The organism is Tenacibaculum sp. 190524A02b (assembly GCF_964036645.1).
In the GTDB taxonomy this organism is placed as follows: domain Bacteria; phylum Bacteroidota; class Bacteroidia; order Flavobacteriales; family Flavobacteriaceae; genus Polaribacter; species Polaribacter vairaonense.
Genome location: NZ_OZ038525.1, coordinates 3,074,701 through 3,089,387, shown reverse-complemented (window position 1 = coordinate 3,089,387; position 14,687 = coordinate 3,074,701). Strand labels below are relative to the sequence as shown.

Annotated in this window: 12 protein-coding genes; 3 read left to right on the top strand and 9 right to left on the bottom strand. The window is 31.6% G+C overall.

Annotated features, from left to right (window positions below):
• Positions 1–76 precede the first annotated feature (76 nt).
• Together ABNT65_RS12690 and ABNT65_RS12685 are read right to left on the bottom strand one after the other, a co-directional pair.
• Complete coding sequence (locus ABNT65_RS12690; RefSeq protein ID WP_348703669.1) at positions 77–1,264, bottom strand: pyridoxal phosphate-dependent aminotransferase; 1,188 nt, start codon at positions 1,262–1,264, stop codon at positions 77–79.
• A gap of 28 nt (positions 1,265–1,292) precedes the next feature.
• Positions 1,293–2,384: an acyl-CoA desaturase gene (locus ABNT65_RS12685; RefSeq protein WP_348745983.1), complete on the bottom strand. Its 1,092-nt coding sequence runs from the start codon at positions 2,382–2,384 to the stop codon at positions 1,293–1,295.
• Between the two features lie 143 nt (positions 2,385–2,527).
• On the opposite strand from ABNT65_RS12685, the gene rsmG reads away from it, so the two are divergent.
• Entirely contained in the window at positions 2,528–3,157 is a 630-nt protein-coding gene (gene rsmG / locus ABNT65_RS12680; protein WP_348738293.1) for a 16S rRNA (guanine(527)-N(7))-methyltransferase RsmG, read from the top strand.
• A gap of 67 nt (positions 3,158–3,224) precedes the next feature.
• Here the strand turns inward: rsmG and ABNT65_RS12675 are convergent, their stop codons facing one another.
• The 4 genes from ABNT65_RS12675 to pruA form a co-directional block, all read right to left on the bottom strand.
• Positions 3,225–4,865, bottom strand: a complete 1,641-nt coding sequence (locus tag ABNT65_RS12675) for a DUF1501 domain-containing protein (RefSeq protein WP_348738291.1) — start codon at positions 4,863–4,865, stop codon at positions 3,225–3,227.
• 30 nt (positions 4,866–4,895) lie between these two features.
• Positions 4,896–6,530 (bottom strand): DUF1800 family protein, encoded by a 1,635-nt coding sequence (locus tag ABNT65_RS12670; RefSeq protein ID WP_348745982.1) that lies wholly within the window; start codon positions 6,528–6,530, stop codon positions 4,896–4,898.
• 74 nt (positions 6,531–6,604) lie between these two features.
• Positions 6,605–7,837, bottom strand: coding sequence for a DEAD/DEAH box helicase (locus ABNT65_RS12665; RefSeq protein WP_348703677.1), 1,233 nt, complete (start codon positions 7,835–7,837; stop codon positions 6,605–6,607).
• 110 nt (positions 7,838–7,947) lie between these two features.
• On the bottom strand, positions 7,948–9,573 hold the full coding sequence (gene pruA / locus ABNT65_RS12660) for an L-glutamate gamma-semialdehyde dehydrogenase (protein WP_348745981.1): 1,626 nt from the start codon (positions 9,571–9,573) through the stop codon (positions 7,948–7,950).
• 150 nt (positions 9,574–9,723) lie between these two features.
• Here pruA and ABNT65_RS12655 point away from each other — a divergent pair, with 150 nt between their 5' ends.
• Complete coding sequence (locus ABNT65_RS12655) at positions 9,724–10,434, top strand: NRDE family protein (protein WP_348703679.1); 711 nt, start codon at positions 9,724–9,726, stop codon at positions 10,432–10,434.
• On the opposite strand, the gene ABNT65_RS12650 is transcribed toward ABNT65_RS12655, so the two are convergent.
• Genes ABNT65_RS12650 through ABNT65_RS12640 form a run of 3 tightly spaced genes read right to left on the bottom strand, consistent with a single transcriptional unit; the run spans position 10,411 to position 13,130 of the window.
• Complete coding sequence (locus ABNT65_RS12650) at positions 10,411–11,517, bottom strand: DUF3667 domain-containing protein (RefSeq protein WP_348703680.1); 1,107 nt, start codon at positions 11,515–11,517, stop codon at positions 10,411–10,413. The two genes, ABNT65_RS12655 and ABNT65_RS12650, sit on opposite strands and share 24 nt — an antisense overlap.
• Positions 11,517–11,903, bottom strand: coding sequence for a Co2+/Mg2+ efflux protein ApaG (apaG, locus tag ABNT65_RS12645; protein WP_348703682.1), 387 nt, complete (start codon positions 11,901–11,903; stop codon positions 11,517–11,519). Before apaG ends, ABNT65_RS12650 begins: the two co-directional genes overlap by 1 nt.
• A gap of 48 nt (positions 11,904–11,951) precedes the next feature.
• Positions 11,952–13,130 (bottom strand): type IX secretion system plug protein domain-containing protein, encoded by a 1,179-nt coding sequence (locus ABNT65_RS12640; protein ID WP_348745980.1) that lies wholly within the window; start codon positions 13,128–13,130, stop codon positions 11,952–11,954.
• 204 nt (positions 13,131–13,334) lie between these two features.
• Between ABNT65_RS12640 and ABNT65_RS12635 the strand changes: the two genes are divergently transcribed.
• Complete coding sequence (locus tag ABNT65_RS12635) at positions 13,335–14,687, top strand: Na(+)-translocating NADH-quinone reductase subunit A (protein WP_348703685.1); 1,353 nt, start codon at positions 13,335–13,337, stop codon at positions 14,685–14,687.

The following is a 14,687-nucleotide window of genomic DNA, read 5'->3' as shown; positions in this document are numbered from 1 at the left end:
CCGTATAACATGAAAAACAAAAAACTGCCTAATACATAGATTAAACAGTTTTTCAATATTTTTTATAAGTTAATTTCTAACTTAAAACTTCTTTAATTCTTTTTACAGCCTCACGTAATTGTAATTCAGAAGCTGCATATGATAAACGGATACAATTTGGAGCTCCAAAAGCTTCACCAGTAACAGATGCTACGTTAGCTTCCTCTAATAATAACATAGAAAAATCGTTAGCATTGTTAATAGCTTTTCCTCTAATTGTTCTTCCAAAGAAAGCAGAAATATCAGGGAAAATATAAAAAGCACCTTCAGGTACATTTAATTTAAAACCTTCAATTTGACCTAATAAGTCCAAAACAATATCTCTACGTTTTTTAAACTCATCTACCATGTATTGTACTTTATCTGGACTTGCAGATACCGCAGTAATAGCTGCACGTTGTGCAATACAATTGGTTCCAGAAGTAATTTGCCCTTGCATTTTAGTACAAGCTTTAGCAATCCATTCAGGAGCACCAATAAAACCAATTCTCCAACCTGTCATAGCAAAAGCTTTGGCTAGTCCATTAACAGTAATAGTTCTATCATACATATTTTCAATAGCAGCAAAACTAAATAGTTTACTTCCATAATTAATATGCTCATAAATCTCATCAGATAAAATATAAATCTGAGGATGTTTTTCTAAAACCTTGGCTAAAGCTCTGTATTCTTCTTCACTATAAATAGATCCGCTAGGATTGTTAGGCGAATTAAAGAAAATCATTTTAGTCTTAGGAGTAATTGCAGCTTCTAATTGTTCAGGAGTAATTTTAAAATCCGTATCAATAGAAGAAGGAATTTCTACAAATTTAGCCTCACATAAAGTTGCAATTGCAGAGTAGCTTACCCAGTAAGGAGCAGGTAATAAAACTTCATCACCAGGATTTAATAATACCTGAGCTACATTAGCAATAGATTGTTTTGCTCCAGTAGAAACCACAATTTGACTAGGTTTATAATCTAAATTGTTATCTCTTTTGAATTTAGAACAAATAGCTTCTTTTAATTCAGCATACCCATCTACAGGTGTGTATGAATTATAATCTTGATTAATGGCTTCAACTGCTGCTTCTTTAATAAAATCAGGTGTGTTAAAGTCAGGTTCTCCTAAACTTAAACTAATGATGTCCTTCCCTTCAGCTTTCAATTCTCTGGCTTTAGCGGCCATTGCTAAGGTTTGAGAAACAGGTAAACTGTTAATTCTGTTTGATAATGCGTTTGACATTGTTATATATTGCGTTGTTGTTCTTTTACTATGCTAGTTGTGGTTTCTTTCCTAATTCTGCTAAATGTTTAAAATGTTCTACAATAGCTTTTCTTGTAGTGTTATATTCATTATAAGGTAGATTAAACTCCAAAGCAGTTTCTTTAACTATTTTAGCTAGTTTTTTATAATGAATATGAGAAATATTTGGAAAAATATGATGTTCTACTTGATGATTTAGCCCACCAGTATAAAAATTAACAATCCAATTTTTAGGTGCAAAATTAGCCGTTGTATATAATTGATGAATAGCCCATGTATTTTTAATATTTCCATTTTCATCTGGTAAAGGCATTTCAGTTTTAGGTACAATATGTGCTAACTGAAATACAACACTCAAAATAATACCAGCGGTGTAGTGCATGGCAAAAAAACCAATTAAAACTTTCCACCAAGCAATATTTAAAACAGCAATAGGTAAAACAACCCACAAAGAATAATAAGCAAGTTTTGAAACCACAAGCTTCGTCCATTCTGTAGCTGGATTAGGAAATTTACCGTAAGAAAGTTTTCTTTTTAAATAACTACGCATTTGCTTAAAATCAGTAGTAATAGCCCAGTTAATAGTTAATAGTCCATACAAGAAGATAGAATAGTATTTTTGGAACTTGTGAATCCATAACCATTTTGCATGCTTAGAAAAACGAATAACTCTTCCTGCATCAATATCTTCATCATGATCTTTTATATTCGTATAAGTGTGGTGTAAAACATTATGTTGCACTTTCCAGTTATAAACATTTCCTGCTAAAATATAAATACTACTACCCATTAATTTGTTAACCCATTTGTTACTAGAAAATGACTCATGATTGGCATCGTGCATAACATTCATACCCACACCAGCCATTCCAATTCCCATAACTATAGATAAAGCTAGTTTTACCCATTGTGACATGTCAATGGTTAAAATTAGTACAAAAGGAACAATAAAAATGGCAAACATAATAGCAGCTTTAGTATATAACTTCCAGTTACCAGTACGTTTTATATTATTTTCTTTAAAGTAAGTGTTTACTCGTTTGTTTAAAGTCCTGAAGAACTTTTTATTGTCAATTCTTGAGAAGTTTACTGTCTTCATTTAACGCTTATTAAGAAAGACAAAAATAACGGTTTTTATGTGACAATAATGAGTTTGAATAACTTTTTAACGATAAGAATATCTTTTATTTAAAAATCAACATACCAAATTTGTTTTTTACTTTTGCAGCGAAAATAGTATCAATGGAAATAATTAATAAATACTTTGGTGAGCTTACTGAGCAACAATTAGAACAGTTTTCTAAATTACAAGAACTGTATAAAGATTGGAATTTGAAAATAAACGTAGTATCTCGTAAAGATATTGATGAGTTATATTTACGTCATGTATTGCACTCTTTAGGAATAGCGAAAGTTATGGAGTTTAAAGCTGGTGCTCAAGTTATGGATGTAGGTACCGGAGGAGGGTTTCCTGGGATTCCGTTAGCTATTTTATTTCCAGAAACCAATTTTCATTTGGTAGATTCTATAGGAAAGAAAATAAAAGTGGTAAATGAAGTAGTTGCAGGCTTAGGCATAGAAAATGTTAAAACCACGCATGGTAGAGTAGAAGAAGTAAAAGAAACTTATGATTTTATTGTAAGTAGAGCAGTAGCTCAGATGGAAACATTTCATAGATGGGTGAAAAACAAAGTTCATAAAAAACAAAATCACGAATTAAAAAATGGAATTTTGTATTTAAAAGGAGGTGATTTAACTGAAGAGTTGGCTAGCTTTCCTAAGGCAACTATATATGATTTACCAAATTATTTTGAAGAAGATTTTTTTGAAACTAAAAAAGTAGTGCACTTGCCTATGAAGTACAAAGGTTAATAGCGTTAACCTAATTGTACTTTGGATACTTTTAAAGTATTAATCAAATATTGTCTGTAAAATAGTATTAAAGCCTAAAAACTTTATGAATTTCAGCTTTCTCGCTACTAATAACTTTTAAGAAATAAATACCTGAAGCTAAAGAAGGAACATTGATTTTAAAAGTATTATTATAGGGTTGTTTACTTCCTTGCATAATTACTTGTCCACGATTATCATATAGTTGGTAATTAATTTTTGAATGTTCGTCTAATGAATTTAAATACAAAATATCAGTAAAAGGATTTGGGTAAACAAACCATTTATTAGGATCATTGGTATTTAAGTTCTCACTTGTAGATAAAGTGTCAAGTAAACAATTTTCAGCAACGGAATATGAACCTTTCAATAACTCAGTAATTTTAGAGTCAGTAAAACTTTGACTATTTGAATTATTGAAAAAAGTTCCGTCAATAACCAAATTACTAGCGCCTAAGAAATCTTGAAGTAACGTACCTAAGGTTTGCCTATAGTCATATTGTACAGTTTTTATTTGGTAATTATTATCACTTGTAGCTTCAGTTAAGTCTACATTTATACCAGAAACTCCACCATTAACAGGATTTCCAAAAACAAACATAGGTGCTATTTCACCATGATCCGTTCCTAGATTTCCATTTTCTTTAGCCTTTCTACCAAATTCTGAAAAAGTTAATCCAACTACATCATTGGCTAATGTTTGCGAAGTTAAATCATTCATAAAAGCAGAAACCGCTTCTGAAACAGTCTGCAATAAGGTATAATGCTCACCTGTAATATCACTATCATTTTGATTTTGATTATCATGTGTATCAAAACCACCAATACGAACCATGTATACTTTAGATTTTAATCCGCCACTAATAAGCCTAGCCACAGTTTTTAGCTGATTAGATAAATCAGTATCAGGATAGGTAGACGAATTTTGCCCGTTATTAAAAGCGTTAGAAATAGCTTGAGAATATTTGTTTGATAAAGTATTTACATTAATAATGTATTGTAATTCTGTACCAAAATCAGATGAAGGAATTGTAGTAGGAGGTAAACCACCTAAACCATTTAATTCTGTATAAAAACCAGAAGGGTCTTGCCCAGAAATATTAATAGCTAAACCATGTTCTTCCTCTCCGTGAAAACCAAGTTCGGTTTTATTAGAACCTATTTGCACTCCTAAAGGATAGCTTTCTTCAAGTTCACCACTATAATATTTTTCAAGGAAACGACCAATCCATCCAGAATCACTTCCATTGTCCCAACTATTCCCATCATTTCCTGTTGAATATAAATCTCTAGAAGCAAAATGACTTTTATTTTGTGAAGGATAACCAACCGATTGAATTATACGTAATTGATCATTATCATACAAAGATTTGAATCCACTTAAAGCAGGATGTAATCCTAATTGTTGATTCTCGGGTAAAGTACTGTCTAAATTTAGAAATTTGTTAGTTCCAGAATTAGGAATTTTTAGAGTAGGACGAAGATTAGCGTACATATCGTACCCATTGATAGGAATTAAGGTGTTCAATCCATCATTTCCTCCAGCTAAATTGATGAGAACTAATTTTCTATTAGATAAATCTCCACAATCTGCAATAGCTGCTGTTTTAAGCATAGCTTTTAATTCAAAAGGCATTAAACCTATAGCAGAAGCTGTAGAGGCTAGTTTTATAAATTGTCTTCTTTTCATTTGATAATATTTAAGGGGATTATTTTTTTATTACATTAACTGAAATTCAGGAGCATTAATCATATTTCCTATCAGTGCATTCAATCGAGATCTTACAATGGTATCGTCTCCAGTATTAAGGTATTCAACCCAAGCAGTTGTCCAGTAATAATCAGGGAAACCTTCTAAAAGATTTTCAGCAAAGTAATTTTTTCTCTCATCATTAATACTTTCAGGGTATAAATGATTGGCGAGTTCAGTGATTAATTCAATAGCATTGGAAGCATTGGTAATATTGTTTTTTATAAACTTAGGGATCTCTAAAATAGCTCTAATACGGCCATTATTACCAAGTTTATTACGTCCAGATAGCAAACTTTCTATCATTTTATACCGAGCTAATACTGTATTAGAAGAAAACCAATGTCTATCAAAATCAGGTTCTTGATAATGAGCAGGGTATCCCGCTACAGAATCAGGAGACCATAAAATCATACCAGCAGAAGCTAAATAAGTATTATGAATAAAGTTGAAAAAGATAAAAAAGTCTTCAGCATCAGCAATTGGATCTGGAATTAGTAAATTAAAATAAGTAATAGTTTCACTAATTAATTGTAGTGGACTTTTTATAATACTACCTACAATTTCATCAGTATTATTTCCATCACTTGCATCGAAAAAATGCTGAGAAGTGAGCAAGGTTTTTACAGTAGGTAAAATTTCATAATTATTATTTTTTAGCTCAGTAGCTAACGGAATAATAATAGTTTGCTCAATTTCATCATTCCATTCACTTTTTACAAAAAAGCGATATAGCTTTCTACAAAATGAAATAGCTGTAGCATCTTTAGCAAACACCATTTCAACAAAATCACTCAACTCTTCTACTATTCCTTCTTCTGTGTTTTTACCAGTAATGGTTTGTTGATTAAAAGCATCACTAAAAGTTTTGTTTTCTGTATCGTGTTTAGCAACGTAGGCCTTTCCTTTAGGAAGGTTTGTGTCTGAATCTATTTCACTTCTGTCTACCTGTATTTTAATACCAGAAAAAACTTTAGCAGTTTGTTGTACATCAAATTCTGTGTAATTAGTATAATCCCCATTACCTATCTGTGGCCCTTTTAATATGGTAAATAACTCTAAAAATTCCCTAGCATAATTTTCATTAGGGTTATTAGCATTATTTTGAGTATTGTCCAGATAGTTCAGCATGGAATTATCAAAGGTTATTTTTTTTGCTAAAGTTTTAATATTGCCATACGCGTAATGTTCTAGTAAACGTAAATGATCAAAAAAATGAGTGGAAGTTCCTGTACCTCCATCCTTAGATGTTGTAAATGATGTATGTAAAAAGAAGGTAAGCTTTTGTTTTAAAGAATTTTGTTTGATAGCATTATACCACCACCAAGCAGTAACAATTCTTCTTTTTCTTGTTTGGCCATCAAAAGAAGTTGGATTTTCAGTAGATGAAGTCCAATAACCATGAGGAGCATCTGTAGGTCTAGGATCATAAGGCTCGTTCCAAGTATTATTTTGGTTAGTAATAAGTTGATTAAAAGCTTCTTCAGGTGTTAGTAAAGCAAATGCTTTAATTTTTTCAGAAGAATAGTTAAAAGATGTTCTACGTAAAAAATGTTTGGCATAGCGTAAGCCAAGTACTTGGTTGAATTTCTGTAAACTTTCCATTTATAAGGGGATAATGAAGATATCCCCAAATATAATGAAAATTATTGTAAGTATTTGTATTGTTGTGTTTTAGGTTAGTACCACCTTTTTTTGTTTTTTTTGGAATTGGTAGATTTTCTCCCTTTTTTATGTTTGCTAATAGTGTTAGGTTGTTTTTTAGGTTTGGGTTTATGTAAAGGAAATGGATGGTCTTCAATAATAGTTATTTGCTTTTGTAATAACTCTTGGATGTTTTTTATATAAGAAGTTTCATCTGCACTACAAAATGATAAGGCAATTCCTGATTTTCCAGCTCTACCTGTTCTGCCTATTCTATGCACATATGTTTCGGGGATATTAGGTAAGTCAAAGTTAATAACCGCATCAATTTTACTAATATCTATGCCTCTAGCAGCAACATCTGTAGCAATTAAAATAGTAGCTTTTTTCTCTTTAAAATCTTCAATAGCTTTATTACGGAGTGCTTGTGTTTTGTCTCCATGCAAGCTAGTTACTTTATAACCGTTTTTTATAAGTGTTTGTTCTAATTTGTCAACACCAAATTTGGTACGTCTAAAAATAATTATTTTACCTTGTATCGTATTCCGAAGTAGATGTAGGCATAAGTCAGTTTTATTTTTCTTAGGTACATAGTATAATAACTGGCCTATGTTTTTAGCAGTAGTACCTGAAGGAGCAATAGTTATCTTTTCAGGTTTATATAGCATATTTTTAGCTAATTCTGCAATCTTTTTGGGCATAGTTGCAGAGAAAAGTAATGTTTGTTTTTTACGAGGACATAATTTTTCAATTCGTTTCACATCTTCAACAAACCCCATATCTAACATTAAATCAGCTTCATCTAATACAAGAGTTTTTAATGAATTTAAGTCAATTGAATTTTGTTTGTGTAAATCAATTAACCTACCAGGCGTAGCAATTAAAACATCAATTCCTTTTTTTAGTACATCTTTTTGTGGAGCCGTAGACATGCCGCCAAATACAGCAGTACTTCTTAAATTGGTGTATTTTCCATATTTGGTAAAACTTTCGTGAATTTGAATAGCCAACTCACGAGTAGGGCTAACAATTAAAGCTTTAATCTTTTTACCACCTTGTACAGTATCTTGTTCTTTTAATAAACCTTGAATAATAGGTAGCGCAAAAGCAGCCGTTTTTCCAGTACCAGTTTGAGCAGTTACCACTACATCTTTTTGTTCTAAAATAAGAGGAATTGCTTTTTGTTGAACAGGAGTAGCGGTATGATGCTTGTTTTCAGCTAACGCTTTTAAAATTGTTTTATGAATAGGTAAGTCAGAAAAATACATCAAATTGTTTTTTGCAAAGGTAAGTGAAAAGAAGGTACTTGTCTTAAAAACAGAAAAGCAATCTCAAATAAGAGATTGCTTTTACAGTATTTATATTAATAAAATGATTCTTAACCTAAGAATGGGTAACGATAATCTGTTGGAGAAACAAAAGTTTCTTTGATTAATCTTGGAGATACCCAACGTAATAAGTTTTGAGCTGACCCAGCTTTATCGTTAGTTCCAGAAGCTCTGGCACCACCAAAAGGTTGTTGTCCTACAACAGCACCAGTTGGTTTGTCATTAATATAGAAGTTTCCAGCACAGTTTTCTAATGCTTTAGTAGCCTCAGCAACAGCATATCTGTCAGTAGAGAATACAGCACCAGTTAAAGCGTACTCAGAAGTACCATCAATTAATTGTAATGTTTCAGCCCAATCCGCATCTTCATATACATATATAGTAACAACAGGACCAAATAATTCAGTTTCCATAGTTGTATACTTAGGGTTGGTAGTTAAAATAACAGTAGGTTCTATAAAATAACCTTTAGATTTATCGTAAGTACCTCCAGCAATAATTTCAGCATCAGAATCTGCTTTAGCTTGGTCAATATACTTAGCTAACTTATCAAAAGAACCTTCATGAATAACCGCAGTAATAAAGTTACTCATATCTTCAGGAGAACCCATTTTGAAAGAAGCGATATCTTCTTTTACAAAATTTAAAGTTTCTTCAGCTAGAGATTTTGGCAAATAAACTCTTGAAGCTGCAGAACATTTTTGCCCTTGGAATTCAAAAGCACCACGTGAAATACCCGTAGCTACTTGCTTAGGATTTGCAGATGGATGTGCTATGATAAAATCTTTACCACCAGTTTCACCTACAATTCTAGGGTATGTTTTATAAGTGTGAATATTCTCACCTATTTTTTTCCATAATTCTTTAAATACAAAAGTAGAACCTGTAAAGTGTAAACCAGAAAAATCCGGAGAAGATAATACTACGTTTGTAATTTCAACAGGATCACCATAAATTACATTAATAACACCGTTAGGTACACCAGCTTCTTTAAAGATATCTACAATAACTTTAGCTGAGAAAATTTGACTGTCAGATGGTTTCCAAACTACTACATTCCCCATCATTGCAGCTGATGCTGGTAAGTTTGCAGCAATTGCAGTAAAGTTAAAAGGAGTAATAGCATATACAAAACCTTCTAACGGTCTGTATTCAACTCTATTCCAAATTCCATCATCAGAATTTGGTTGCTCATTGTAAATTTCAGACATATACTCTACGTTAAAACGTAAAAAGTCAATTAATTCACAAGCAGCATCAATCTCTGCTTGGTGCACAGTTTTTGATTGTGCTATCATTGTAGCAGCATTAATCTTAGCGCGGTATGGACCTGCAATTAATTCAGCAGCACGTAAAAATATAGCAGCTCTTTGTTCCCAAGGCATTTGTGCCCATTCTGTACGAGCTTCTAAAGCATTAGCAATAGCTTTTTCTGCGTGACTTTTATCACCATAATGATAAGTTCCAACAACATGTTGATGGTCATGTGGAGGAGTCATATTACGTGTGTTTCCTGTTCTTACTTCTTCTCCGCCAATGTACATTGGTACATCTACAGATCCGTTAAAGTATGCTTTGTATTGTGCAGCTACCGCTTCTCTTTCAGGAGAACCAGGAGCATATCCTTTTACTGGCTCATTAATGGCTGTTGGCACATGAAAAAATCCTTTTCCCATTATTATATGTTGTTTGTTAAGATTAAATTTATTTTTTGTTTCTTAAAAACTAAAGCACTATGTTTAGGTTTTAAGAGGTACAAATTTACATTTATTTTTAGTAATAATTAAATAGCTTTTGCGTCTTAAATAATAACAATTTAAAATAACATGTGTACAGTTACTTATTTACCATTAGGAGAGAATGATTTTATATTAACATCTAATAGAGATGAAGATCCAAAACGTAAAACAATTTCTCCAGAAACGTATAGTGAGTATGGTGTAAATTTAACGTATCCAAAAGATGCATTAGCAGGTGGTACTTGGATTGGTTTAAGTGAAAAGAATAGATTGATTTGTTTATTAAACGGAGGTTTTGTAAAGCATGAAAGGGAAGATGTGTATAAAATGAGTAGAGGGGTTATTGTAAAGAAATTACTAATAGTAGATGATGTGGTAAAAGAAATTGAAAGATTTAATTTTAAAGGAGTAGAGCCTTTTACAATTGTGTTAGTAGACTGGAATGAGGCATTAGTAGCTTATGAATTGGTGTGGGATGGTCAGGAAAAATATTTTACAAAGTTATCTCAAGAGCCTAAAATATGGTCATCATCAACATTATATACTCAAGAGGTAAAAGAGTTGCGTAAAACATGGTTTGCTAATTGGTTAAAGAAAAATCAAAAGTTCACGCAGCCTAATATTATTCACTTTCATAAAGATGAAAGTAAGGGGACTAAAGAAACTTCACTGAAAATGAAAAGAGCCAAAGTACAAACAGTAAGTATAACTTCTGTTCAGAAAATAGCAACTAAGGTTACTATGAATTATCTAGATTTGCAGGCTAAGGAAGCACTAACTGAAAGCAAAAGCTACTAAAGCTACACATATAGCTCCAATGGAAGCTAAAAATATAAATACGTGATTAATAATGGTGAATTTAATAAATGTTTTAAAAAAACCTTGTTGATAAAACTTTTTCATGGCCATAAATAGATATAAGACAAATAAACAGGCAAATATCCAAATGTGAGAGTTTTCTGAGAAAAAATCAAGTATAGTATATCCAGACAGTAATAAGAAAAATACCGTTTGTGTGTGAAATACAAAAATTAAATGCTCAACATACGTGTAGTTTCTTCGTAAGTACAGTATTTTTAAAAAGAAAGTAAATATGGGAAGAAAAATAAATAAAGCTACAGATCCATAAGATAGAAGTTGATCTAAGAACTTTGTTAAAGTGTTTTCATCTTTAACTATTTTACGAGCAAAAACAGCTCGGTTGTAAATAAAACGATTGAAAAACGTTTTTTTCATTTGCAAGCTGTCTAACGCTTGATCTATATCTAAGTCTGGATTATCCCTATTAAACCGTATAAACCTATCTAACTTAAACGTACTTTTTTCTCCAAAAAAAGAAATTTCATTAGGTCTCTCCTTTTTTTGAATACCATTAATAACATTAGAAATTTCTTTTTGTGTGGTTGAGTCAATTGGGATGTTTTGGTTTTTAATTTCTTTATTAACAATGTTTTTTATAGAGTCTATGGCTATTCCTGGAGAGTTTTTATTGGAAGCAATAGTTTCAGTATCTTCCTTTTTACCATGGGTTAGTTCTTGAAATCTATCATACGTTTTAGAAGCTCCTAATAGTAAAAAGAAAATAATAGAGGTTGTTAAGTAAAAACGAAATGGATTAGAGTATCTGCTTCTCCTTCCTTCAATATAATTTCTTGAAACTTTACCTGGGTTAATTAAAAGAGGAATTAAAGTACGCCAAAATTTAGCATCCCAAGAAAAGAAACCAGCAAACATTTCACGAATAAAACTTAGTAAAGTAATTCTTTTTCCTTTGTTTTTTTGCCCACATTCAGGACAAAATTTTTCACCTTTTGTGAAAGGATAGTTGCAGTTTAAGCAATTAGGATCTTTAATAATTGCTACCTTATTATTTTTAGCCATTAATTTTTAGTAGATATAGTAGTTAGTTGAAAAGTAGGTATAGTTGCAAAGAATTTTTTTGATGAAGTTAAGTTTATCATTTTATATTTACCACCCATTGCACCAATAGGGGACAATAGTAAGCAGTTTGACTGGTAATTATAAATATCATTAGGTTTTATGATGGGGGTTTGGCCAACTACACCTTCACCCGAAACACGTTCTATATTGTTTAAAGCATCAAAAATTTCCCAATATCGCTCCAACAATTGTACTGTATTTTCAGATTTGTTTTCTATTGTAATAAAATAACTAAATGCATAATACCTAACATAACCACGGTGAGTAATGCCATTATACCTTGTTCTTACCGAAACTTTAATGCCTTTTGTTATCTGTTGGAACATACATTAAATTTAATATAATTTACCAATTTTTACAAATGTATAGTTTTGTTACCTATTTTGGTTAAAAAAACCATTGCCAATCCCTATAACTCTGTCATAAAATCCACCAAAAGGGCGATAGTATATGATAGCTGTATATTCATTTTCTGTCTCAAAAAAGGAGCCATCTATGGTGTTCAGGTTAATAGTGTTCTTGTTAACTACAGCATAACTATAATTATAAAAACCTTGCTTGAGAATAATTGAGGTTTCATAAATGTTGTTAGTTTTGTTGTAGGTCATTTTGTTCTCTTCTTCTAATTTAAAACCATTAAAAGCACCATAAACGTATATTTCTTTGTTATTTATAGGTTCTTCTAAAAATAAAGAAAAATGAACCTTAGTATAGTCTGCTTCTGTAATTGGGTCTTGAGCATCTAAAGTATTAATAATAAATTGACCATTAATGTCTGGATTATAAGTGTAAGGTCTATTGGCTCTAGATTCGTCAGTAAATAAATAAGAATTGTATAAGTCGTCACGTTCAACTTTTGCAATATTTAAACTAGTATTTCTAGCGTATTTTGTGTCAAAGTTTAAAAACTCATTATTTCCAAGGAAGTTTGTTTTTTGAGTATGATTATATATTAATTGTTGAGGCTTAATGAATATTGGTTGGATATTGTTAATTGAAGTTTGCCAGTTATTATTCTGTATAAGAACAGCTTTTACTTCTTGATTAGGATTATTGATAACTAAACCAGGATGGTTAACAGAAAATTGAACCGTTTGTTCACTATTACTTTGTAAAGTATTTCTACTTCTGTAAACAGCAACACCAACAATAGAAATATCTTCATAAAAAATACATCGCCTAGTGAAAACTACCTCATAATTTTCATCTAAGATTGAAATTAAATAATTACCGCTTTTTGTAATAATTGTATTAGCATTTGGTATTTTAATAGAATAATGTGTGTAAGGTTGTAGGGTATTAAATGAATTGGTGAAGTTGATAATTTCATTTTGATCAAAGCCATCAATGTATTGGTTGCTACTCAGGTTGCTAGGTTTCCAGTCATGTGTCATATGTTCAACTTTATACATGTATTCTTTATTGTCAGCATCTAAGTCGTCAAATGATAATTCTAAAACCTCACCTAACCTCACAATTGGGCTAAATAGTTTAGGGTTATGCGCAGGTCTTAATTGTATCGATTTAATAGTTTGAGAATATATACAGTTCAAGTAAAAACTCAGTAGAATAAAAAAGAATATGTTTCTAGCCATAGAAAACAAAAATATCAAAATATACGCCAAAAAGTAATTAAATTATTTAGAATAGATATAAATAAAGCGGTTTTATAAAGATAAAAAAGTTTTTGGTCTTATGTGGATTTCAAAATTTTTAAATTTGCGTGTTTTTTAAGAAAATCAAATTAATCAGTTACTATGTCAAAAGACATCCGTATTAAAAAGGGCTTGGATATCAAGCTCGTTGGCGAGGCAGAACAGGTAACTACCGAACTTTCCTTAGGTAGTGTTTTTGCGATTAAGCCAGATGATTTTCACGGCGTTATTCCTAAAATTTTAGCAAAAGAGGGTACAGAAGTAAAAGCAGGAGAAGCACTTTTTTATGATAAAAGTGACGAACGTATTTTATTTCCTAGTCCTGTAAGCGGAAAAGTTTCAGAGATCGTTCGTGGAGCGAGAAGAAAAGTTTTAGCAATTAAAATCACTGCTGATGGAAAGCAGGAATACAAAGATTTTGGTAAAAAAGATGTAGGATCTATGTCTGGCGAAGAGGTAAAGCAACATTTGTTTGCTTCTGGATGCTGGCCATTTGTAAAACAACGTCCGTATGATGTGGTTGCAAACCCTAATCAAGAACCAAAGGCAATTTTTGTTTCAGCCTACGCAAGTGCTCCTTTAGCAGCAGATTATGATTACACGCTAAAAGGAAAAGAGGCAGAATTACAAGCCGCTTTAACAGCATTAACAAAATTAACTTCAGGTAAAGTACATGTGTCTGTGGCTAAAGATGCTTCAGCATCTCCGCTTAGAAACATTAATGGAGTAGAATTACATAATGTTTCTGGACCACACCCAGTAGGTAACGTAAGTACACAAATAGCACAAATTGATCCAATTAATAAAGGAGAAGTTGTTTGGGTAGTTACCCCACAAGATTTGGTGGTTATTGGAGAGTTATTGTTAACTGGTAAATTCAATGCAACTAGAACTGTAGCTTTAGCAGGATCAAGATTTAATAAACCACAATACGTTACTGCATTAGCAGGAGCTCAAATAGCGGATGTTGTAAAAGGAAATTTAAACGCAGAAAATACGCGTGTGGTAAGTGGTAATATTCTTAGTGGATTACAGGTTGATGAAAATGGGTTCTTAGGATATTATGATAACGAAGTTACAGCAATACCTGAAGGAGACGATTATGAGTTTTTCGGATGGAACAAACCAGTTTTTAATAAAATATCTACTTCTAGAGCGTTAACTTTTTCATGGTTAAACCCAAAGAAAAAATACGATTTAAATACGAACACTAACGGTGAGCATAGAGCATTTGTGGTTACTGGTTCATATGAAGAAGTATTTCCATTAGATATTTATCCAATGCAATTATTAAAAGCATGTATGTATAAAGACCTAGATGAAATGGAAGGCTTAGGTGCATATGAAATAGCGCCGGAAGATTTTGCATTAACAGAATTTATTTGTGTATCAAAACAACCTCACCAAAAGATAGTTCGTGAAGGATTAGATTTAATGAGAGCTGAATTAGGATAG

Coding starts and splice junctions, on each gene's coding strand:
- ABNT65_RS12650 (WP_348703680.1), bottom strand. CDS start 11,517: ATGGCTAAAAATAATAAGGTAGCAATTATTAAAGATCCTAATTGCTTA.
- ABNT65_RS12690 (WP_348703669.1), bottom strand. CDS start 1,264: ATGTCAAACGCATTATCAAACAGAATTAACAGTTTACCTGTTTCTCAA.
- ABNT65_RS12665 (WP_348703677.1), bottom strand. CDS start 7,837: ATGTATTTTTCTGACTTACCTATTCATAAAACAATTTTAAAAGCGTTA.
- rsmG (WP_348738293.1), top strand. CDS start 2,528: ATGGAAATAATTAATAAATACTTTGGTGAGCTTACTGAGCAACAATTA.
- ABNT65_RS12670 (WP_348745982.1), bottom strand. CDS start 6,530: ATGGAAAGTTTACAGAAATTCAACCAAGTACTTGGCTTACGCTATGCC.
- ABNT65_RS12655 (WP_348703679.1), top strand. CDS start 9,724: ATGTGTACAGTTACTTATTTACCATTAGGAGAGAATGATTTTATATTA.
- apaG (WP_348703682.1), bottom strand. CDS start 11,903: ATGTTCCAACAGATAACAAAAGGCATTAAAGTTTCGGTAAGAACAAGG.
- ABNT65_RS12635 (WP_348703685.1), top strand. CDS start 13,335: ATGTCAAAAGACATCCGTATTAAAAAGGGCTTGGATATCAAGCTCGTT.
- ABNT65_RS12675 (WP_348738291.1), bottom strand. CDS start 4,865: ATGAAAAGAAGACAATTTATAAAACTAGCCTCTACAGCTTCTGCTATA.
- pruA (WP_348745981.1), bottom strand. CDS start 9,573: ATGGGAAAAGGATTTTTTCATGTGCCAACAGCCATTAATGAGCCAGTA.
- ABNT65_RS12685 (WP_348745983.1), bottom strand. CDS start 2,384: ATGAAGACAGTAAACTTCTCAAGAATTGACAATAAAAAGTTCTTCAGG.